We start from the raw sequence: 21,633 nt of genomic DNA on the forward strand, positions 1-21,633 counted from the left end.
GCGCGTGTTTCTGATGATGACATCATGCCCCTGCTTTGCCCGACGGGGCAGCTGCCGTGCATGGGGTTGTTTTCCCGGTTTTGGTTTGAGCCCTTGCGACTGCACGCCTGCAGCATCCGCGCAATTTGCGAGCATGTGGGCCGATATACTTCGAAACATTTGAGCCGGATTTTTGCCTCCGGTCTCGGCGATGAGTCAGTCGTCGGTCGCGTCTTGCGACGTGGCCGCGCTACGAATCCATCGCATCAGGGGAAATTGCGACATGAAGCAGACGACGCTGCGTTACCGGGCCTTGCGCCGGGTCCGCAGCCTGCCAGCGGAGACCGCCTCGAGATTGGTCGGAATGCCAGCCATCAGTCGGGAATTGAACAAGGCCTACGAAAGGGCGCGCGCATCTCACAGGCCGCGCCTGCCCAGGCTCTCGCCGCCCGACATGGACATCGTCGCCGGGCTGGAGAAGAACGGCGTCTACATCACCTCGCTCGACGAGCTGGATCTGCCCGGCACGGACGCGCTCTGGGCATCGGCAACCGGTCTCGCGGACGCCTATTCGCTGCGTGCCAGAACGGGCGAGTTTGCCGGTGACTATACCGTGCAGGTCGGCGCCGAGGACCTGATGCGTCATCCGCATATCGTCCGCTGGCCCCTCAACGATCGCATCCTCAACATCGTCGAGACCTATCTCGGCCTGCCTGCAGCTTATGACACGGTGAATCTCTTCTATACCCAGGCCGACGGCCGGCAGGTCGCGGCCCGCAGATGGCATCGCGATGTCGAGGATCGGCGGATGGTCAGGGTGATCGTCTACCTGCACGATGTCGATGAGGATACCGGCCCGCTTGAAATCCTGCACCGCTCCTTTCCCGGCAGCGACGTGCTCGACGGCGCCAACTTTCCGGTCCTGACGCAGGAAATGCTGGAGGAGAGACTGGGCTCGACGCTGGATGCCGGCAACGTGACCACCTGCACCGGCGTGGCCGGCACCGTGATCTTCGCCGATGTCGCAAGCCACTACCATCGCGGCCGTCCGGCGGTCGCACGCACCGTTGTGCGCTGTTCTACAAGTTCTTCTCGCGCACGCCGCTTCGACCGTTCTTCTGCGAACGGCATGTGTTCTCGCGGCAGCAGCTTTCCGAGCTGGCGGCCGGCCAGACGGCCCGGGCGCGCGATTGCATGCTGTGGCACTCACGCGTGCCTCTGCTCGCGAGGATCGTCCCACGGGCGCGGTACTAGCCGGATCGAGGCCACAATTGCGGTCGTTGCTCGCTCAACTCCTGCACCGACATGACCGCGGTGCGTCGCCGAGGTGATGCGAATTGAGCGCGAACCTCGGATGGAGGTTCGCGCAGGATCCATTCGCGCGCGTGCGATGCCTTCAACCGCGAGTCCTCAAACCTGCAAAGGTTCCATTGAAACTGCATGATTAAGTTTGCCCGAAGCCTTGCTAAGGTCGATGGTGAGGTATAGCGTCGCTTTATTCGTTCAGCCGCTGTGCTTGTTGAATGCGCCTGCGGGCTCTTTTTCCAGAGACATCGACGAATTGAATCGATCTGCGTGAGCGTCACGCGGAATGCGCGTCTATGCGCTTTGGAGAGGAAGAATGGCGACAGGTACTGTGAAGTGGTTCAACGGCCAGAAGGGCTTTGGATTCATTCAACCCGACGACGGCGGCAATGACGTGTTCGTTCACGTCAGCGCGGTCGAGCGGGCTGGTCTTGCGGGTCTCGCCGAGGGCCAGAAGGTCAACTTCGAGACCAAGACCGACAAGATGCGAGGCAAGGTCAGCGCTGAGAATCTCTCGCTGGCTTGAGCTCTGGACTGCCGTTTCACGGATGTACTGAAACGGCCATGCGACCCGCTCGATCCCTGGGATTGAGCGGGTTTTCTCCGTTGCCGGGCAGGGTGAAAGATGAGCGCCAAGAGATGAGCGCCAGGAAATCGGCCGAACCGTCCCCGGAATCCATCGCGCGGTCCGAGCGTCAGCGCCTGGCCGCTGAAGAAGGTGCGCGCGCGATCGCGGATGTCGAAAGACGGGCGATCGACGTTCGCAAGAACATGGCGCGGCTTCGCGGGCTGCGTGAGGCCAAGGAAGCCGCTGAGCAAGCGGCCGAGGCCGACCTTCGCGCATCGTTGCCCGCGCCAGCACCGAAGAAGCGGATGAGGAAATTGCCGCGATAGCCGAACTCGACAGCGTCGGCGAAATCTGGGGAAGGCCGGTCACATGCCGAGGAGTACGGGTCGTGCCTAGGATCAAGCCGGACGACGGCGGTACAATCACCTTCTTTCTCGCGCTCGGCGCAGGCCGACAGCTATGCCGTCTTGCGACGACGTTTCAGACGCAGAGGCAGGCCTTCAGCTATCTTCAGAAGTACCGGACGGAGTTCGAGCGTATCGCGCGGGCGCGACTGGCTTCCGGCGAGCTCGAGGACGGCGTCGTCGTCCTCTCGATGCTCTGAATCGCGCGGGCTCAGGATGCGGTCCACCTCTCTCCGTCGGGGAGAGGCAGACCACGCAAAGTGCGCCGACAGCGCAGCTTCGACCTCGGCAGCTCTATGGTCCGTCAGATTCAGTCCCTCTTCGTCCACGGCGAGTGCCTTGCCGTCCCTGATGTCGAAGTAATAATGCGGCACCGGCATTGCCTTATCTGGGACGATGTCCCTGCTGGGCTTCTCGAGCTAGCCGTTCCGCTTTCAGGCGCTCGCGATTTTCATGAAGAGACTGTTGCGCCTTCGCATAGTCGGTCATCGGCTTCTTGGTCTCGACCGGCTTGAATGCCTTGTGGGCCTCCCGCAGAGCCCGGGACGCGGGATGATCTCTCGTCATTTCGACCTCGATTGGATGGATAGGCGCGATCTCGAAACGCGCCGGACCCGGCGTGTCCGGCTCGCGGCCGGTAGCGATCGACTTGTCGTCGGATGGCCGCCTGCGCTCCCACGGGCGCACCGGTGCAGAGAACAACGGGGCAGGACCCCGTCTGTTCCCTGGAGCCGGCCTTAATTCGGCGTCGATCGCTTGTCGGAGGATCGCAGTGCTATCGTCTGGCGCCAACGAAAAGGCCGCCGCAACTGTAGGCCGCAGGCTGGTAGCGTGTGGGACAGAACGTTCGCTTTTCCCGACGATGGCATAGTACCCCTGTTTTGCCCGACGGGTCAAAGGCATTTTCGCTAAATCAGAAATTGCCTTTGGTGCCAAGGGGGTGGCTACTGTGCATGGGGTTGTTTTTCCAGTTTTTAGTTTGCGCCCTGCGGCTTCACGCCTTCGCAAGCAAAAAGGGCCGCCCCTTCGGGCGGCCCTTTCGTCGTTCTCTGACAGACGGGCTTACTCGGCGGCCTGCTTCTGCGGCGGGTCGAGCGCGCCGGACTTGTGGATGTCGGCGACCTGGTGATCGCTGAAGCCGAGCACCGAGCGCAGGATCTCGTCGGTGTGCTCGCCGAGCAGCGGCGAGCGGGTCACTTCGGCCGGCGAGTCCGACAGCTTGATCGGGTTGCCGACCGAGATGTACTTGCCGCGGGTGGGGTGGTCGACTTCGACCACGGTGCCGGTCGCGCGCAGCGACTGGTCTTCCGCGATCTCCTTCATCGACAGGATCGGACCGCAGGGGATGTCGTCCTTGTTGAGGATTTCCATCGCCTCGAACTTGGTCTTGGTCATCGTCCACTGCTCGATGCGGGCGAAGATCTCGTTGAGCCGGGGCAGGCGGGCCGGGGGCTTGGCGTAGTTCGGATCGGTCTTCCAGGTGGGCTCGCCGATCACGTCGCAGATCTTCTCCCAGACCGGGGCCTGGGTGATGAAGTAGATGTAGGCATTGGGATCGGTCTCCCAGCCCTTGCACTTCAGGATGCGGCCGGGCTGGCCACCGCCGGAATCGTTGCCGGCGCGCGGCACGGCATCGCCGAACGGAATGCCTTCGCCGAACTGGCTGTATTCCTTCAAGGGGCCGTGGGCGAGGCGCTGCTGGTCGCGCAGCTTGACGCGGGCGAGGTTGAGCACGCCGTCCTGCATCGCGGCGGTGACGCGCTGGCCCTTGCCCGAATGCGTGCGCTGATAGAGCGCGGTGACGATGCCGAGCGCCAGGTGCAAGCCGGTGCCGGAATCGCCGATCTGCGCGCCGGTGACGAGCGGCAGGCCGTCGCGGAAGCCGGTGGTGGAGGCGGCGCCGCCGGTGCACTGCGCGACGTTCTCATAGACCTTGCAGTCTTCGTACGGTCCCGGGCCGAAGCCCTTGATCGAGGCGACGATCATCTTCGGGTTGATCGACTGGATCTTCTCCCAGGGGAAGCCCATGCGATCGAGCACGCCGGGGCCGAAATTCTCGACCAGCACGTCGCACTTCTTGATCAGCTCGGTGAGGACTTCCTTGCCCTTGGGGTTCTTGGTGTCGAGCGTGATCGAGCGCTTGTTGTGGTTGAGCATGGTGAAATACAGGCTGTCCACGTTCGGGATGTCCTGCAGCTGGCCGCGGGTGATGTCACCCACGCCCGGGCGTTCCACCTTGATCACGTCGGCGCCGAACCAGGCCAGCAGCTGCGTGCAGGTCGGTCCGGACTGGACGTGGGTGAAGTCGAGAATGCGAACGCCCTCGAGCGCTTTGGTCATTAGGTTGCTCCGTACTCTGTCTGCCCCTGCACCCGGCAGGGAATAAGGGTTGAGGGGTGGACTTACTTCTTCTTCTGCAGAACGCTCTGCGGATTGAGGTTGCCGATGCGGCCGCTCTCCGAGCCCGCGGCCGGATCGATCACCGCATTGATGAGCGTCGGCTTGCCGGACTTCATCGCCTCGTTCACCGCGCGCTTGAGCTCGTCGGGCGAGGTCGCGTTCACGCCGACGCCGCCGAAGGCTTCCATCATCTTGTCGTAGCGCGCGCCCTTGACGAACACGGTGGTCGCCGGATCGTCGTTGGCGCCGTTGACGTCGGTGCCGCGATAGATGCCGTCATTGTTGAAGATGACGACGCAGATCGGCAGGTTGTAGCGGCAGATGGTCTCGACCTCCATGCCGGAGAAGCCGAAGGCCGAGTCGCCTTCCACCGCGAGCACGGGATGACCGGTCTCGAGCGCGGCCGCGATCGCCTGGCCCATGCCGATGCCCATCACGCCCCAGGTGCCGACGTCGAGACGCTTGCGCGGCTTGTACATGTCGATGACGCCGCGGGCGAGGTCGAGCGTGTTGGCGCCTTCATTGACGAGGATCGCCTCGGGATACTCCTTGATGACGTTCTTCAAGACGCCGAGCGCGCCGTGATAGTCCATCGGCGACTTGTTGTTCATGAGCTTCGGCGCCATCTTGGCGACGTTCTCTTCGCGCTTGGTCGAGACGGCCTTGGTCCAGTCGGCCGGCGCGGTCCAACCCGCACCGATGGCCTGGTTGAAGGCGGAGACCACCGAGCCGATGTCGCCGACGACGGGCGCGACGATCTCGACGTTGGAGTCCATCTCACGCGGTTCGATATCGACCTGGATGAACTTCTTCGGCGTTTCGCCCCAGCTCTTGCCCTTGCCGTGGGAGAGCAGCCAGTTCAGCCGCGCACCGATCAGCATGACGACGTCGGAATCCTTCAGCACGGTCGAGCGGGCCGCGCCGGCGCACTGCGGATGCGTGTCGGGGAGCAGGCCCTTGGCCATGCTCATCGGCAGGAACGGCACGCCGCTCTTCTCGACGAAGGTCTTGATCTCCTCATCGGCCTGCGCGTAGGCCGCGCCCTTGCCGAGGATGATGAGCGGACGCTTGGCGCTCTTGAGCACGTCGAGCGCGCGCTTGACCGAAGCGGGCGAGGGGATCTGCGCGGGCGCAGCGTCGATCACCTTGACCAGCGACTTCTGGCCGGCTTCGGCGTTCATCACCTGACCGAACAGTTTTGCCGGCAGGTCGAGATAGACGCCGCCCGGACGGCCCGAGACCGCGGCGCGGATGGCGCGGGCGAAGCCGATGCCGATGTCCTGGGCGTGCAGCACGCGATAGGCCGCCTTGCACAGCGGCTTTGCGATCGCGAGCTGGTCCATTTCCTCGTAGTCGCCCTGCTGGAGGTCGACGATCTCGCGCTCGGAGGAGCCCGAGACCAGGATCATCGGGTAGCAGTTGGTGGTGGCGTGGGCGAGCGCGGTGAGGCCGTTGAGGAAGCCGGGCGCCGACACCGTGAGGCAGACGCCGGGCTTCTTGGTGAGGTAGCCGGCGATGCCTGCGGCGTAGCCGGCGTTCTGCTCGTGGCGGAAGGAGATCACGCGAATGCCGGCGGCCTGCGCCATGCGGCCCAAATCCGTGATCGGGATGCCCGGCACATTATAGATGGTGTTGATGCCGTTCAGCTTGAGCGCGTCGATGACGAGATGGAAGCCATCCGTCAGCTCCTGCTCGGTGCCCGGTGCTTCGGACTTGGTCGCGGTATTCAGCATGGGCCTTGTCTCCCTGGTCTCAAGTAACGGGGCGAATTTTTCGCCCTTCTGGTGAACGTTGCTAAGTGAAGAGTTCCTGGCCATGCGCTTCGACGTAAGCGGCAAGGCCAAGGGTGTGGTCGCGGGCGCGCTTCTCGGCGAGCTCGGTATCGCGCGCTTCGAGCGCTTCGATCATGCCGAGATGCTCGGGCAGCGAGGTCGCGGTGCGGTCCTTGCGTCCGATGGTCAGTTGGCGGTAGCCGCGCACGTGCAGCAGCAGGTCGTTGGTGAGATCGACCAGCACCGGCGATTCCGACAGCGAGATCAGCGCTTGGTGGAAGGCGATGTTGGCCTTGGAATACTCCTCCACATGATCCTCGGGCAGGCGGTCCTTGCCGAAGTCCTTGAAGAAGTCGCGCAGCGCGGTGATGTCCTTCTTGCGCGCGGTGGTGGTGATGAGGCGCGCGGCCATGCTCTCCAGCGCCGCCCAGGCGCGGATCATGTCGACGATCTCGCTCTTGGTCCTGCGCACCACCATGATGCCGCGGCGCGGCACGGTCTTCACGAAACCGTCCTGCTCGAGCATCGCGATGGCTTCGCGGATCGGCGTGCGGCTCACACCCAGGCGTTCGGACAACGCGCGCTCGTCGAGCATCACCGGCTCGGGCGTCGAATAGATGTCCATCTTGAGGATGGCTTCCTTCAAGGCGTCATACGCCTTGTTCTTGAAGCTGCTCTCCGGGGCAATACGAACGATTGCGATGTCTGCCTCGGCCATGTTCGGCAACGCCTTGGTTGGTTTCCGTAGTGACACGACGAATCTCCTCCAGTGGGAGTCGTCTTTTACAGGAATATTAACGGGAAAGTTTTTGGCATACCACATGCCAGAATGTCAAGCTGGCTATTTTTTGCGGCGTTCTAAGGTGCACCGCGACTTGACAAGTTGGCTTCTGGCATACCAAATGCCATCGCCAGCCATTTTTGATCCAAGCCGGCGGAGTAGTCTCAGGCTTTATGCCACTCCGTTCCGCGGCATGGAACAGAGCGCGGCGAATGGCAAGCATCACGGGCGGCCGCAACACGCGCGCGCTTTGCAAAGAACGAACTCAGGTCAAGGGAGAAGCCATATGTCCAATTCCAAAGATGCCGTCCGCAAGGTGCTCGACCAGGTCAAGGCGGACAACCGCACCAGCCTGACGGCGCCGGAAGGCAAGCTGGTCTGCGACGCCTACGGCATTCCGGTTCCGAAGGAAGGCGTGGCCAAGTCGGCGGGCGAGGCCGGCAAGATGGCTTCGTCCATGGGCTTCCCCGTCGTGATGAAGATCGTCTCGCCGGACATTCTCCACAAGACCGAAGCCGGCGGCGTCATCGTCGGCCTCAAGACGGCCGAGGAGGCCGAGAAGGCCTACGAAACCATTCTCGGTAACGCCAAGAAGTACAAGGCCGACGCCAAGATCGAGGGCGTCCAGGTCCAGCAGATGCTGGCCGGCGGCACCGAGGTCATCGTCGGCTCGATCACCGACGGCTCGTTCGGCAAGCTGGTCGCCTTCGGCCTGGGCGGCGTGCTGGTCGAAGTGCTGAAGGACATCACCTTCCGCCTCGCGCCGGCGACCAAGGAAGACGCGCTCTCGATGCTCGACGGCATCCAGGCGCATGAGATTTTGAAGGGCGTGCGCGGCGGCGAGCCGGTGAACCGGACGGCGCTCGCCGACGTCATCGTCAAGGTCTCGCAGCTCGTCACCGATTTCCCCGAGATCGTCGAGCTCGACCTCAACCCGGTGTTCGCGACGGCGAAGAGCGCGATCGCCGCCGACGTCCGCATCGTCGTCGACTTCGCCTATGTGCCGAAGCCCAAGCCGCGCCCGACCGAAGAGATCGTCGCGGCCATGAACCGCATCATGCAGCCGAAGGCGGTCGCCGTGGTCGGCGCCTCCGCGGAGGATGGCAAGATCGGCAACTCCGTGATGAAGAACCTCATCAATGGCGGCTACAAGGGCGAGATCTATCCGATCCATCCCAAGGCCGCCGAGATCCTCGGCTACAAGGCCTATAAGAGCGTCAAGGACGTGCCGGGCGTGATCGACACCGCGGTGTTCGCGATCCCCGCCAAGTTCGTGGCGGCGGCGCTGACCGAATGCGGCGAGAAGAAAATCCCGGGCGCGGTGCTGATTCCGTCGGGCTTCGCTGAAGCCGGCGCGCCGGAGCTTCAGGCCGAGATCGTCGAGGTCGGCAGGAAGTACGACATCCGCCTGATGGGGCCGAACATCTACGGCTTCTACTATACGCCCGCCAACCTCTGCGCGACCTTCTGCACCGCCTATGACGTCAAGGGCCACGCGGCGCTGTCGTCGCAGTCGGGCGGCATCGGTATGGCCATCATCGGCTTCTCGCGCTCGGCGAAAATGGGTGTGTCGGCGATCGTCGGCCTCGGCAACAAGTCCGACATCGACGAGGACGATCTGCTCGCCTTCTTCGAGCAGGACCCGAACACCAACCTGATCGCGCAGCACTGCGAAGACCTCAAGGACGGCCGCGCCTTTGCGGAAGCCGCCAAGCGCGTCTCCAAGAAGAAGCCGGTCGTCGTGCTCAAGGCCGGCCGCACATCGGCCGGTGCGAAGGCGGCGTCCTCGCACACCGGCGCGCTCGCCGGCAACGACCGCATCTACGAGGACGTGTTCAAGCAGTCCGGTGTGATCCGCGCCCGCTCCCTGCGTCAATTGCTCGAGTTCGCCCGTGGCGTGCCGGTGCTGCCGACGCCGAAGGGCGAGAACGTGCTGATCATCACCGGCGCGGGCGGCTCGGGCGTGCTGCTGTCGGACTCCTGTGTCGACAACGGCCTGTCGCTGATGTCGATGCCGCCGGATCTCGACGCGGCCTTCCGCAAGTTCATCCCGCCGTTCGGTGCGGCCGGAAATCCTGTGGATATCACCGGCGGCGAGCCGCCGATCACCTACGTCAACACCGTGAAGCTCGGCCTGTCGGATGAGCGCATCCATGCGCTGATCCTCGGCTACTGGCACACCATCGTCACCCCGCCGATGGTGTTCGCCCGCAACATGGTCGAGGTGAAGAAGGAGATGGAGGCCAAGAGCTTTGTGAAGCCCATGGTCGCCTCGCTCGCCGGCGACGTCGAGGTCGAGGAAGCCGCCGAATATCTCTATCAGCACGGCATCCCGGCTTATGCTTATTCGACCGAGCTTCCGGTCGAGGTGCTCGGTGCCAAGTACAAGTGGGCGCGCGGGGCAGGGCTGCTCTGAGCCTAACTCTCCTGTCATCCCGGGGCGACGCGCAGCGTCGAACCCGGGATCTCGAGATTCCGGGTCTGGTACGCCGGGCCCGCGCTGCGCGCAGTCCCGGCGCACCATCCCGGAATGACGGACGCACGCGATGAGCAAGAACGTGATCCGGCGCAAATCGCTCGAAGCCCGGCCGCCATCGGAGGCCGAGCACGAGGCGCGTGACGGCGGCGTGCAGTCTGTCGACCGTGCGCTGTCGATTCTCGAAACCCTGGCCGAGGACGACGAGGGCTACCGCCTCAGCGATCTTGCCGTCCGCACTGGCCTGTCGGCCTCGACCGTGCACCGGCTGCTGGCGACGCTTGAAAGCCGCCGCTTCGTGCAGTTCGACCGCGCCCAATCCAAGTGGCATGTCGGCGTGCGCAGCTTCACGGTGGGCGCCAGCTTCGCCCGGCGGCGCAATTTCTCGGCGCAGGCCGTTCCTTACTTGCGCAAGCTGCGCGATCTCACCCGCGAAACCGCCAATCTCGCCGTCGTCGACGACGAGTTCATCATCGTGCTGACCCGCATGGAGAGCCGCGAGATTATGCGCTCGCTGACCAAGGTCGGCGGCCGCGTCCCCATGGTGACGTCGGGCGTCGGCAAGGCGGTGCTCGCGACCTATTCGGACGAGGATGTCGGCGCGGTGATCCGCCATCACGGCATGCCGCGCCTGACCGAAAAGTCGATCGTGCGGCCGAGCGACCTGTTCAGGGAGCTCGAAAAAATCCGCAAGCAGGGCTATGCGGTCGACGACGAGGAGGCCTCTATGGGCCTGCGCTGTATTGCCGCAGTCGTCTACAGCGACTGCGCCGAGCCGCTGGCCGCGATCTCCGTCTCCGGCATGACCAGCCGCCTGACCGACGACAGGCTGCCGGAAATCGGCCAAATCGTGCGCGATGTCGCTGCCGAGCTGACCGTCGCACTCGGCGGGGTGATGCCGACCTCCCGCTAACCGGGAACCCAGGCCTGTCGCTGGACAGCATCGGCCGTTTTGGCTGATATGCGACCAAACGACACAATGCGGCAAACGATCAACACGTCCGCACCAGCCTGGAGAATGCCCCCATGTTTCAATTTCCCGCGCGCCTTGCCGGCGCAGCCGTCGCGCTGACCCTTGCGGCAGCCACACCGGGGTTTGCCCAGCAGCTCGAGCTCAAGCTGATGGCGCCGGCGGCCCCGGGCGGGGGCTGGGACCAGACCGCGCGCTCGATGCAGCAGGCGCTGGTGGCGTCCGGCGTCGCGCGCAGCGTGCAGGTCACCAACGTTCCCGGCGCCGGCGGCAGCGTCGGCATCGCCCAGTTCGTCAACGGCGCCAAGGGCGACGGCAACCAGATGATGGTCAACGGCTTCGTCATGGTCGGCGCGCTCGCCATGAACAAGTCGCCCGTCACGCTGGAGCAGGTGACGCCGATCGCGCGCCTCACCGAGGAAATCCAGGTGATCGTGGTGCCCGCGAATTCGCCGATCAAGACTGCGCAGGACCTCGCCGCCGCGGTGAAGGCCGATATCGCCAAGGTGACCTTCGCCGGCGGTTCGGCCGGCGGCGTCGATCATGTGATGGCGGCGCTGTTCGCCGGCGCTGTCGGCGCCGACGCCAAGAAGATCAACTACATCCCGTTCTCCGGCGGCGGCGAGTCGCTCGCCGCGATCCTCGGCGGCAAGGTCACTGCAGGCATTTCGGGGCTCAGCGAATATGAGGGGCAGATCAAGTCCGGCAAGCTGCGCGCGATCGGCGTGACCTCGGAGAAGCGCATCGCAGGCAGCGACATCCCGACCTTCAGGGAGCAAGGCATCGACCTCGTGATCGCCAACTGGCGCTCGGTGGTCGCGCCTCCCGGCATCACGCCGGAGCAGAAGAAGACCCTGAGCGACGCGGTCGAGAAGATGGTGAAATCGGACGCCTGGAAGGAGATCCTCAAGCAGAAGGGCTGGGAGGACGCCTATCTCGGCGGCGACGCCTTCGCCGACTTCCTGAAGAAGGAAACGGTGCGCGTCACCGACGTGCTGAAATCGGTTGGCCTCGTCAAATCATGAGCTCAGGCGATCCTGCGCAGCCGCGGCGCGTCGATCGCGCCGGCATTGTCATCGCTGCACTGCTCGCCGTGCTTGCGGCCGTGCTGGTCTGGGACGCGCGCGGCCTGCAATCCGCCGCGATGTACGGCATGGGGCCGGAGGCGATGCCGGTCGTCGTCGCCAGCGGCCTTGCGCTGCTCGCAATCGGCAATTTCATCGATGCGATGCGCGGCAATTTGCCGGCGCGCGAGAGTGCCGATCCCGTACCTGTCGTCCTGATCCTCGTCGGCCTTGCGCTGCTGATCGCCATCATCGGCTTCGGCGGCGGCTTCATCCTGGCAACGTCGGCGCTGTTCGTGACGACGTCTACGGCCTTTGGGCGCCGCGCCGTCCTCGTCGACAGCGTCATCGCCCTCGTGATGTCGACCCTCATCTATCTCGCCTTTGACCGGTTGTTGACGCTGAGCCTTCCGGCCGGCCCCCTGGAGCGACTGCTGTGATGGACACTTTTGCCGCCCTGGCGCACGGCATGGCGGTCGCCGTCCAGCCGATGAACCTGCTTTATGCGCTGATCGGCGTGTTCCTCGGTACGGCCGTCGGCGTGCTGCCCGGCATCGGCCCCGCGCTGACGGTCGCGCTGCTGCTGCCGGTCACCTACAAGCTCGACCCGGGCGGCTCGCTGATTATGTTCGCCGGCATCTACTATGGCGGCATGTATGGCGGATCGACCACCGCGATCCTGATCAACACGCCCGGTGAAAGCGCCTCGATGGCGACCGCGCTCGAAGGCAACAAGATGGCGAAGGCCGGCCGCGGCGGGCCGGCGCTTGCGACATCCGCGATCGGCTCCTTCGTCGCCGGCACCATCGCCACCATCGGGCTCGCGTTTCTCGCGCCGTGGCTGGTCGATTTCGCCGTGCGGTTCGGCCCCGAAGATTACTTCGCGCTGATGTGCGTCGCCTTCGTCACGGTCTCGGCGACCTTCGGCGATTCTCCGGTCCGCGGCCTCACCAGCCTGTTCATCGGGCTGACGCTCGGCCTCGTCGGCATCGACAAGCTGACGGGGCAGGCGCGGCTTGCGTTCGGTGTCCCCGAGCTGCTCGACGGCGTCGAGGTGACGACGCTCGCGGTCGGCCTGTTCGCGGTGGGCGAGGCGCTCTACGTCGCCTCGCGCCGTCACCACACCGAGGAGAAGCTCGAGCCGGTGCGCGGTTCGCTGTGGATGACCAGGGAAGACTGGAAGCGGTCATGGAAGCCGTGGCTGCGCGGCACCATGTTCGGCTTCCCGATCGGCGCGCTGCCCGCGGGCGGCGCGGAGATCCCGACCTTCCTGTCCTATTCCACCGAGAAGCGTCTCACCAAACATCCGGAAGAGTTCGGCAAGGGCGCGATCGAAGGCGTCGCCGGACCGGAAGCGGCCAACAATGCGTCGGCCGCCGGCACGCTGGTGCCGCTCTTGACGTTGGGTCTGCCGACCTCGGCGACCGCCGCGATGATGCTGGCGGGCTTCCAGCAATACGGCCTCAACCCGGGCCCGCTGCTGTTCGCCGAGCGGCCCGACCTCGTGTGGGGCCTGATCGCCAGCCTGTTCATCGCCAACATGATGCTGCTGGTGCTCAATTTGCCTCTGGTTGGCCTGTGGGTGCGGCTGCTCGCGATCCCGCAGCCCTGGCTTTATGCCGGCATCCTCGTGTTCGCCACCATGGGCACCATCGCGGCAAAGCCGTCGGTGGTCGAACTGTCGATGCTGGCCGGCTTCGGCGTGCTCGGCTTCCTGATGCGGCGGTTCGATTTTCCGATCGCGCCCGTCGTGGTCGGCCTGATCCTCGGCCCGATCGCCGAGAGCCAGCTCCGCCGCGCGCTCGCCATCAGCCTCGGCGATCCCATGACGCTGCTGCAGAGCCCGATCTCGGCGACGCTGCTCGGCGTCGCGCTGATTGCGCTGCTGGCCCCCTTCGTGCTCAAGGGGCTCGGCCGATTCAAGGCGAACGAGGACTAGACGTTCCGACGCGTTGCGTCTTCAAATGCTGCGTCCATCTCGTTGAGGAAACGCCATGCCGTCGGAACTTCGTTCGCCGCGTCTCGCCGTCCTGATCGACGCCGACAATGCCTCCGCAAAGATCGCGGATGGACTGTTCGAGGAGATTGCCAAGATCGGCGAGGCCAGCGTTCGCCGCATCTACGGCGACTTCTCCAATGCGCGATCAAGGGGGTGGGCTGACATCCTGTCGAAGCACGCCATCATCCCGCAGCAGCAGTTCGCCTATACGACGGGAAAGAATGCGTCCGACATAACCTTGGTCATCGACGCCATGGATCTGCTCCACAGCGGCCGGTTCGACGGCTTCTGCCTGGTGTCATCCGACAGCGACTTTACCCGTCTGGCCGCCCGCATCCGGGAGCAGGGCGTCGACGTCTTCGGATTTGGCGAGCAGAAGACTCCGGAAAGCTTCAGGCAGGCCTGCCGAAGGTTCGTTTACACCGAGAACCTGCTTGCCGTCCCGACGACCAACCAGGACGCCGCCTCAAGATCGACGTCGCTTCAGCCGCTTGATGCCGCGACCCCCATCATCAAGAAGGTGATCACCCAGATGGAGAGCGAGGACGGCTGGGTCGCGCTCGGTGAAGTCGGCCGGCAGCTCGCCAATCTTGCCTCCGATTTCGATCCGAGAACGTTCGGGTTCCGCAAGCTGAGCGACCTCGTGCGGAAGACGAATTCGTTCGAGATCGACGAGTCAAAGGGCCGGTCGATGCGAATTCGGATCAAGCCCGCTGCCGCAGCGCCGCCGAGAAGGCGGAACCCGCGCAGGCCTGCGAGGGCGGGGGCGGCGGGCGGCTCAGCGCCTAAGGCGTAAGCAGGGCCTGCCGTTATATTTGCGCTTGCCCGCTATGGCGGGGGGCGTAACCATCGCTGGGCTGTAACGCCACGCGAGGGTCCCGATGACCAGACTTACCCGCTTCGCCGTCGCACCGCTGCATTCGATGACCCGGCGTCTGGCCGATGTCGCCTCCGCGCGCGCTGCGCCCGATCTCGTTATCACCGGCGCGCGGGTGCTCTCGACCTATTCGGAGCGCATCCACTCCGGTCGCGAGGTCTGGATCACGGGCGGCCGCATCGCCGCGGTGAAGCCGGCCGGGGCGGCGAAGAAGGCGTGGCCCAACGTTCCGCTCTACGACGCCGCCGGCGGCATCATCGCGCCCGGCCTCGTCGATCCGCACATCCATATCGAATCCTCGATGGTGACGGCCTGCGCCTATGCCGAGGCCGCGCTGCTCAACGGCACCACCACGATCTTCTGCGACAGCCACGAGATCGGCAACGTGATGGACGTCGCGGGCGTCGAGGCGATGCTGGAGGACGCCCGCGAGGCGCCGCTCTCGATCTTCCTGACGGTGCCGAGCACGGTTCCGGCGACGTCGGCCGAATTGGAGACGGCCGGCGGCGATCTCACGCCGGACAAGATCGCCGGCCTGTTCGATCGCTGGCCTGAGGCGGTCGCACTCGGCGAGAAGATGGATTTCGTGCCGGTGACCATGGGCGACGAGCGCAGTCATGCGATCCTAGCGGCGGCTTTGAAGCGCGGACGACCGGTGTCCGGTCATGTCTACGGCCGCGAATTCGTCGCGGCCTACGCGGCATCCGGCGTTACCGACACCCATGAGGCGATCGACCGCGACATCGCCGACGATCTGCTCGACGCCGGCGTCTGGGTGTTTTTGCGCGGGGGACCGCCGACCACGCCCTGGCATTCGCTACCGCAGGCGATCCGAACGATCACCGAGCTCGGGGCCTCGCACAAGCGCACGGCGGTGTGCACCGACGACCGCGACGCTGACGATCTGCTTCTGTTCGGGCTCGATTGGGTGGTGCGCGAGGCGGTGAAGGCGGGGATGTCGCCGGAGCAGGCGTGGTCGATGGGCTCGCTGCACGGCGCGACGCGTTTCGGCATGGAGGGCGACATCGGCGGCCTCGGCGGCGGCCGCCGCGCCGATCTGGTGCTGATGGACGATCAGCTCAAGCCGCAATGCACCTGGTATGGCGGCGAGCTCGTGGTGGAGAACCGCAAGATCACGCCCCGTCTCGATCAGGCATTGTCGCAGCGCTATCAATATCCGAAGGCGGCTTATGTGACCGTAAAACTGCCGGAGAAGATGAAGTTGACGCCGGAGCTGCCCGCGAAGGCCTGCACCGTCAATGCGATCAAGACCGCGTTGCCCGGCATCACCCTGATCCACGAGAAGGTCGCGATCGAGCCGGCCAAGGACTGGCCGTCGCTGTTCGCGCGCTACGGCCTGTGCTTCGTCACGGTGGTCGAGCGCCACGGCAAATCGGCCGGCAACGTCGCCTACGGCCTGCTGAAGGATTTCGGCCTGAAGCGCGGCGCAGTGGCCTCCAGCGTCGGCCACGACAGCCACAACATCATCGTCGCCGGCACCAACGAGGCCGACATGCAGGTCGCGATCGCGGCGATCAGGGAGCAGCAGGGCGGTGTCTGCGTCGTGGCCGATGGCAAGGTGAGGGCGCTGGTTCCGCTGCCGATCGCGGGGCTGCTCTCCGACAAGCGCGTCACGGAAGTGGCCGACGAGGTCAAGGCGCTGAAGAAGGAATGGGCGGAAGCCGGCTGCACCATCCCCTACATGGGCTTCAATTTGATTCCCCTATCGGTCATTCCGGAAATTCGCATCACCGACAAGGGCCTCGTGCTGGTGCCGCAGATGGAGCTGGCGCCGCTGTTCGAGTGAAGCGGCTTTCACGCACCGTTTCATCTAACCGATTGAGACATCCGCGATTTTTCCAGCGGTTGCCGCATCGTGGAAAATAAAATCGATCTCGTTGAGATCGCATCCTGCGCATCTGATGATCTCGCTCGCTGACTTAAACCTGAGCGAGGTCCGATATGGCGAAGATGCGAGCTGTCGATGCGGCCGTGCGTATCCTGGAGAAGGAAGGCATCTCGACCGCCTTCGGTGTTCCCGGCGCTGCGATCAATCCGCTTTACTCGGCACTGAAGAAGCGCGGCTCGATCCGCCACATCCTGGCGCGCCATGTCGAGGGCGCCTCGCACATGGCCGAGGGCTATACGCGGGCGAAGGCCGGCAATATCGGCGTCTGCATCGGCACCTCGGGGCCGGCGGGCACCGACATGATCACCGGGCTCTATTCGGCGATCGCCGATTCCATTCCGATCCTCTGCATCACCGGTCAGGCGCCGCGGGCGCGGCTCTACAAGGAAGATTTTCAGGCCGTCGACATCGAGTCGATTGCAAAGCCCGTGACCAAATGGGCCGTGACGGTGCGCGAGCCGGCGTTGGTGCCGCGCGTGTTCAGCCAGGCGTTTCATGTGATGCGCTCAGGGAGGCCGGGACCGGTGCTGATCGACATGCCGCTCGACGTGCAGCTCGCCGAGATCGAGTTCGACGACGAGACCTATGAGCCGCTGCCGGTCTACAAGCCTGCCGCGACGCGCAAGCAGGTCGAAAAGGCGCTGGAGATGCTCAACGCCGCCGAGCGGCCGCTGATCGTGGCGGGCGGCGGCATCATCAATGCCGACGCGTCGGACCTGCTGGTCGAGTTTGCCGAGATCGCCAACGTGCCCGTCGTGCCCACGCTAATGGGCTGGGGCGCGATCCCCGACGATCACGTGCTGATGGCCGGCATGGTCGGCCTTCAGACCAGCCACCGCTACGGCAACGCCACGCTGCTCGAATCCGACTTCGTGCTCGGCATCGGCAATCGCTGGGCCAACCGCCACACCGGCTCGGTCGAGACCTACACCAAGGGCCGCAAATTCGTTCACGTGGACATCGAGCCGACCCAGATCGGGCGCGTGTTCAATCCCGATCTCGGCATCGTCTCGGACGCCAAGGCCGCGCTCGAGCTGTTCGTCACCGTCGCCAGGGAGTGGCGCCGGTCAGGCAGGCTCCGCGAGCGCCAGGCGTGGCCCGCGTCCTGCCGCGATCGCAAGAAGACCATGCTGCGCAAGAGCCATTTCGACAACGTGCCGATCAAGCCGCAGCGCGTCTATGAAGAGATGAACAAGGCGTTCGGCCGCGACACCACCTATGTCACCGTGATCGGCCTGTCGCAGATCGCCGGCGCGCAATTCCTCGGTGTCTACAAGCCGCGCAACTGGATCAACGCGGGGCAGGCGGGTCCGCTCGGCTGGACGCTGCCAGCAGCCCTCGGTGTGCGCGCGGCGTGTCCGGATCGGGAGATCGTCGCGTTGTCGGGCGATTACGACTTCCAGTTCCTGATCGAGGAGCTCGCGGTCGGCGCGCAGTTCAACCTGCCCTACATCCATGTCGTCGTGAACAATTCCTATCTCGGCCTGATCCGCCAGGCCCAGCGCGGTTTTGAGATGGACTATCACGTCCAGCTCTCCTTCGAGAACATCAACGCGCCCGAGATCGGCGTCTACGGCGTCGACCACGTCACGGTCGCCGAAGGTCTCGGCTGCAAGGCGATCCGCGTCACCGATCCCAAGGACACGCAGGCGGCATTCGCGACCGCGCGCGAATTGATGGCCAAGCACCGCGTGCCCGTGGTGGTCGAGTTCATCCTCGAACGCGTCACCAACATCGCGATGGGCACCGAGATCGACAACATCGTCGAGTTCGAGGAGGTGCTGGATCTGCCGCTCGACGAAGTCGGCACCACACGCGTGCTGCAGCCGGCGGAATAGGGGAGAGCATCATGCCGAAGTTTGCCGCCAACCTCACCATGCTCTTCAACGAGATGCCGTTTCTCGACCGCTTCGCTGCGGCGAAGGCGGCGGGATTTGCCGGGGTCGAGTATCTCTTTCCCTATGATTTCGACAAGGCGCAGCTGCGCGAGCAGCTAGAGGCCCATGGCTTGACGCAGGTGCTGCACAATCTCCCCGCAGGCAACTGGGCCGGCGGCGAGCGCGGCATCGCGATCCTGCCCGATCGCACCGCCGAATTCCGCGACGGCGTCTTCCGCGCCATCGACTACGCCAAGGCGCTCGATTGCGACCAGCTCAACTGCCTCGTCGGCATCGCGCCTTCCGATGCCGATCCGCGCGAGCTTCAGGAGACGCTGGTCGGCAACCTGCGCTTCGCCGCGTCGACGCTGGCGCGGGAGAACATCAAGCTGCTGGTCGAGCCGATCAACACGCTCGACATTCCCGGCTTCTACCTCAACGGCACCGAGCAGGCGGTGCAGCTGATCTCCGAGGTGCGGTCGAACAACCTCTTCATCCAGTACGACATCTATCACATGCAGATCATGGAGGGCGATCTCGCCCGCACCATGCAGGAATATCTGCCCCAGATCGCCCACATCCAGCTTGCCGATAATCCCGGCCGCCACGAGCCCGGCACCGGCGAGATCAACTATCCCTTCCTGTTCCGTCATCTCGACGCGATCGGCTATCGCGGCTGGATCGGCTGCGAATACAAGCCGCGCACCACGACGCTGGAAGGCCTCTCCTGGCACGCGGCACAGACGTTTGAGACGTGAGGACATCCTGATATGATCGACATCGGCTTCATCGGACTTGGCACCATGGGACGGCCGATGGCCGGCCACCTCCTGGCCGCTGGCCATCGCGTTCTCCTGCATGACGTCGCGCCGGTCGCGCCTGAGCTGATCTCGGCGGGCGGCATCGCCTGCAAATCGGCCAAGGAGGTCGCGGAGGAAGCGGACGCCGTCATCATCATGGTGCCGGATACACCGCATGTGGAAGCGGTGCTGTTCGGCAAGGACGGCGTCGCAAGCGGCATCTCCAAGGGCAAGATCGTCGTCGACATGAGCTCGATCTCGCCATTGGCGACGAAGGAGTTCGCAAAGAAGATCGAGGCGCTCGGCGCCGATTATCTCGACGCGCCGGTGTCGGGCGGAGAGGTCGGGGCGAAGGCTGCGAGCCTCACCATCATGGTCGGCGGTCCGGAGCGGGCCTTTGGCACCATGAAGCCGGTTTTCGACAAGATGGGCAAGAACGTCACCCATGTCGGCGCCAATGGCGACGGCCAGACCACGAAGGTCGCGAACCAGATCATCGTCGCGCTGACCATCGAAGCCGTAAGTGAAGCGCTGCTGTTCGCATCGAAGGCCGGCGCGAATCCCGCGTTGGTGCGCAAGGCGCTGATGGGCGGCTTCGCCTCGTCGCGAATTCTCGAAGTGCATGGCGAGCGCATGGTGAAGCGCAATTTCGATCCGGGCTTCCGCATCGAGCTGCACCAGAAGGATCTCAATCTCGCGCTCGAAGGCGCGCGTGCGCTCGGCCTCTCGCTGCCGAGCACGGCGGTGGCGCAGCAATTGTTCTCGTCCTGCACCGCGCATGGCGGCAAGGCCTGGGATCACTCGGCCATGGTGCGGGCACTGGAACTGATGGCGGGCCACGAGATCGCTGCCGCCTGAACTGTTACGCGGTAACAGTCGCCAGTTTTGGTGTGTCCTTCGGCAAGCGGGAACCGGAACAATGATCCGGTCCCGCGGTTGAAAGCGAGGGACAATCACTGGAGACATCAGGACATGAAAACCCGTCTTGCGATTACGTTGGCTGCCGCGTCGCTGCTGGCTTCGAGCGCAGCCTTTGCCCAGTCGACGACCGAACAGGGCGCCCGAGATGGCGCGCGCGCGGGCGGCGATATCGGCGGCCCGGTCGGCGCAATGGTCGGCGGCACCGTCGGTGCTGCGGTCGGCGCAGGCCTCGAAATTCCGAACGCGGTGCTAGGCGGGATCCCGCGCAATGACTCCGTCGTGATCCACGAGCGCGTCGTCGTCGGCGAGCCGCTGCCTCCGACCGTGGTCTTGCGGCCCGTTCCGAACTATACCGAGTATCGTTATGCGGTCGTGAACGATCGCCGCGTGATCGTCGAGCCGCGCACGCGCCGCGTCGTCAAGATCATCGATTGATCGGCGCGATACAGGCTTTGAGGACTTGGGCCCTGCGGAGCGTCGCTCCGCGGGGCCTCAGCTTGTGAGGGCCGAGCTTGTCCGAAACCGGGTCATGACCCAATCGGCGACGGCGGCGAGTGCAAAGCCGATGCAGGCGGTGCCGGCATCGACCAGAAAATCCTCCAGTCGCGCATGGCGCCCCGGCGCCCAGAATTGCATGAGCTCGAGTACGCCGATCAGGATCACTGAAACGACCGCCACTGCGAGCCGCCGCTGCCGGTAGGCGAGGCCGAAGGCCAGCCCGATCAGGATGAAGGCCAGCGCATGCTCGCCGTCCTGGCCGAGATCGGAATGGGGCCGCAGGCCCGGAGGCCCGAGGGTGGCAAAGGTCACGGCGGCGGCAAGCAGCCAGGCAAAGGCGCGAACAAGAATGGACATCCGCGCCGCTTAGCACGGATTGGCAGGGGCCTGCCGCGGGATGCGGATCAGATCGCCGTGTAGTTAATGACGAAATGTTTAGAGTGGCTCGCGCACGCCGAGGCCGTGCATGAAGCGTTCCCGGATCTGCACGGGATCCCTGCGGGTGGTGCCGACGCCCGGCTTGTCGTCGATGCGAACCGCGATCAGGCTGGGCTCGTCAGCCGACATGGCCTCGTCGAGCAGGCGCTCGAAATCCTCCTCGTCCGCGGCCCACGAACTCCTGACGAGCCCCGAAGCGGTGGCGATGCCGACGATGTCGGCGACGCCAGCGGCCGGCGTCGGCTGTGCGCCGGTGATCTGGTAGATGCCGTTGTCCATCACGATCATGATCAGGTTCTTCGGCTTCAGCGCCGCGATCGTCGAGAGCGCGCCGAGCTGCATCAGCAGAGAGCCGTCGCCCTCGAGCGCGAAGACGCGGCGGTCGGGTTGCGCCAGCGCCACGCCGAGCGCGATCGGGAAGGCGAGGCCCATGCTGCCGAGCATATAGAAATTCTGCGGGCGGTGGCCGGCGGCCCAGAGGTCGAAATTGGTGTTGCCGATGCCGCCGATCACGGCTTCCTCGTGCTTGAGCTTTGCGATCAGCCGCGAGGTCACATCGAACCGGTTCATCACCTTGGTATTGCCAGTGTTCATA

General features: G+C 64.8%; 21 protein-coding genes and 1 pseudogene. 15 read left to right on the forward strand and 7 right to left on the reverse strand.

Annotation, left to right across the window (positions count from 1 at the left end):
* Window positions 1-262: 262 nt before the first annotated feature.
* The 4 genes from XH79_RS32505 (at window position 263) to XH79_RS32520 (ending at window position 2,456) form a co-directional block, all read left to right on the forward strand.
* Window positions 263-1,288, forward strand: a complete 1,026-nt coding sequence (locus XH79_RS32505; protein WP_271584311.1) for a hypothetical protein — start codon at window positions 263-265, stop codon at window positions 1,286-1,288.
* 312 nt (window positions 1,289-1,600) lie between these two features.
* Entirely contained in the window at window positions 1,601-1,810 is a 210-nt protein-coding gene (locus tag XH79_RS32510; protein ID WP_080135923.1) for a cold-shock protein, read from the forward strand.
* Between the two features lie 113 nt (window positions 1,811-1,923).
* Entirely contained in the window at window positions 1,924-2,178 is a 255-nt protein-coding gene (locus XH79_RS32515) for a transcriptional regulator (protein ID WP_271584358.1), read from the forward strand.
* 62 nt (window positions 2,179-2,240) lie between these two features.
* Entirely contained in the window at window positions 2,241-2,456 is a 216-nt protein-coding gene (locus XH79_RS32520) for a hypothetical protein (protein ID WP_212344037.1), read from the forward strand.
* Window positions 2,457-2,492: 36 nt separating this feature from the next.
* On the opposite strand, the pseudogene XH79_RS43345 reads toward XH79_RS32520, so the two are convergent.
* The 5 genes and pseudogenes from XH79_RS43345 to XH79_RS32540 form a co-directional block, all read right to left on the reverse strand.
* Window positions 2,493-2,636 (reverse strand): annotated as a pseudogene (locus XH79_RS43345) (DUF6894 family protein); the annotation flags it as partial.
* Window positions 2,637-2,640: 4 nt separating this feature from the next.
* Entirely contained in the window at window positions 2,641-2,823 is a 183-nt protein-coding gene (locus XH79_RS32525) for a hypothetical protein (protein WP_271584359.1), read from the reverse strand.
* Window positions 2,824-3,318: 495 nt separating this feature from the next.
* Entirely contained in the window at window positions 3,319-4,596 is a 1,278-nt protein-coding gene (frc, locus tag XH79_RS32530; protein WP_212344039.1) for a formyl-CoA transferase, read from the reverse strand.
* A gap of 62 nt (window positions 4,597-4,658) precedes the next feature.
* Window positions 4,659-6,389, reverse strand: a complete 1,731-nt coding sequence (gene oxc / locus XH79_RS32535; RefSeq protein ID WP_271584312.1) for an oxalyl-CoA decarboxylase — start codon at window positions 6,387-6,389, stop codon at window positions 4,659-4,661.
* Between the two features lie 61 nt (window positions 6,390-6,450).
* Complete coding sequence (locus XH79_RS32540) at window positions 6,451-7,146, reverse strand: GntR family transcriptional regulator (protein WP_164936202.1); 696 nt, start codon at window positions 7,144-7,146, stop codon at window positions 6,451-6,453.
* Between the two features lie 349 nt (window positions 7,147-7,495).
* Between XH79_RS32540 and XH79_RS32545 the strand changes: the two genes are divergently transcribed.
* The 11 genes from XH79_RS32545 to XH79_RS32595 all read left to right on the forward strand — a co-directional run bounded on the left by XH79_RS32545 (window position 7,496) and on the right by XH79_RS32595 (window position 20,537).
* Complete coding sequence (locus tag XH79_RS32545; protein ID WP_271584313.1) at window positions 7,496-9,625, forward strand: acetate--CoA ligase family protein; 2,130 nt, start codon at window positions 7,496-7,498, stop codon at window positions 9,623-9,625.
* 130 nt (window positions 9,626-9,755) lie between these two features.
* The gene (locus XH79_RS32550) at window positions 9,756-10,598 is read left to right on the forward strand and encodes an IclR family transcriptional regulator (RefSeq protein ID WP_271584314.1); all 843 of its coding nucleotides are present in this window, start codon (window positions 9,756-9,758) and stop codon (window positions 10,596-10,598) included.
* A gap of 113 nt (window positions 10,599-10,711) precedes the next feature.
* Window positions 10,712-11,680, forward strand: a complete 969-nt coding sequence (locus XH79_RS32555) for a Bug family tripartite tricarboxylate transporter substrate binding protein (RefSeq protein ID WP_212344053.1) — start codon at window positions 10,712-10,714, stop codon at window positions 11,678-11,680.
* On the forward strand, window positions 11,677-12,159 hold the full coding sequence (locus XH79_RS32560) for a tripartite tricarboxylate transporter TctB family protein (RefSeq protein WP_212344054.1): 483 nt from the start codon (window positions 11,677-11,679) through the stop codon (window positions 12,157-12,159). Before XH79_RS32555 ends, XH79_RS32560 begins: the two co-directional genes overlap by 4 nt.
* Window positions 12,159-13,658 carry a tripartite tricarboxylate transporter permease gene (locus XH79_RS32565; RefSeq protein WP_271584315.1) on the forward strand — a complete coding sequence of 500 codons (1,500 nt, stop codon included), beginning with the start codon at window positions 12,159-12,161 and terminating at the stop codon, window positions 13,656-13,658. Before XH79_RS32560 ends, XH79_RS32565 begins: the two co-directional genes overlap by 1 nt.
* A gap of 55 nt (window positions 13,659-13,713) precedes the next feature.
* Window positions 13,714-14,514 (forward strand): NYN domain-containing protein, encoded by an 801-nt coding sequence (locus XH79_RS32570; protein WP_271584316.1) that lies wholly within the window; start codon window positions 13,714-13,716, stop codon window positions 14,512-14,514.
* Between the two features lie 85 nt (window positions 14,515-14,599).
* Window positions 14,600-16,402, forward strand: a complete 1,803-nt coding sequence (locus XH79_RS32575; RefSeq protein WP_271584317.1) for an adenine deaminase C-terminal domain-containing protein — start codon at window positions 14,600-14,602, stop codon at window positions 16,400-16,402.
* Window positions 16,403-16,557: 155 nt separating this feature from the next.
* A complete protein-coding gene (gcl, locus tag XH79_RS32580; protein WP_271584318.1) occupies window positions 16,558-18,342 on the forward strand; it encodes a glyoxylate carboligase in 1,785 nt (594 codons plus the stop codon).
* A gap of 11 nt (window positions 18,343-18,353) precedes the next feature.
* Entirely contained in the window at window positions 18,354-19,139 is a 786-nt protein-coding gene (gene hyi, locus XH79_RS32585) for a hydroxypyruvate isomerase (protein ID WP_212344060.1), read from the forward strand.
* A gap of 12 nt (window positions 19,140-19,151) precedes the next feature.
* Complete coding sequence (locus XH79_RS32590; RefSeq protein ID WP_271584319.1) at window positions 19,152-20,039, forward strand: 2-hydroxy-3-oxopropionate reductase; 888 nt, start codon at window positions 19,152-19,154, stop codon at window positions 20,037-20,039.
* Window positions 20,040-20,153: 114 nt separating this feature from the next.
* Window positions 20,154-20,537, forward strand: coding sequence for a DUF1236 domain-containing protein (locus XH79_RS32595; protein ID WP_130367836.1), 384 nt, complete (start codon window positions 20,154-20,156; stop codon window positions 20,535-20,537).
* Window positions 20,538-20,594: 57 nt separating this feature from the next.
* On the opposite strand, the gene XH79_RS32600 is transcribed toward XH79_RS32595, so the two are convergent.
* Window positions 20,595-20,957 (reverse strand): VanZ family protein, encoded by a 363-nt coding sequence (locus tag XH79_RS32600; RefSeq protein WP_271584320.1) that lies wholly within the window; start codon window positions 20,955-20,957, stop codon window positions 20,595-20,597.
* A 78-nt stretch (window positions 20,958-21,035) separates the two neighbouring features.
* Window positions 21,036-21,632 (reverse strand): thiamine pyrophosphate-dependent enzyme, encoded by a 597-nt coding sequence (locus tag XH79_RS32605; RefSeq protein ID WP_271584321.1) that lies wholly within the window; start codon window positions 21,630-21,632, stop codon window positions 21,036-21,038.
* Between the last annotated feature and the right edge of the window lies 1 nt (window position 21,633).

The sequence above is a fragment of the Bradyrhizobium sp. CCBAU 45389 genome (assembly GCF_028128625.1).
Lineage (GTDB): Bacteria > Pseudomonadota > Alphaproteobacteria > Rhizobiales > Xanthobacteraceae > Bradyrhizobium > Bradyrhizobium liaoningense_B.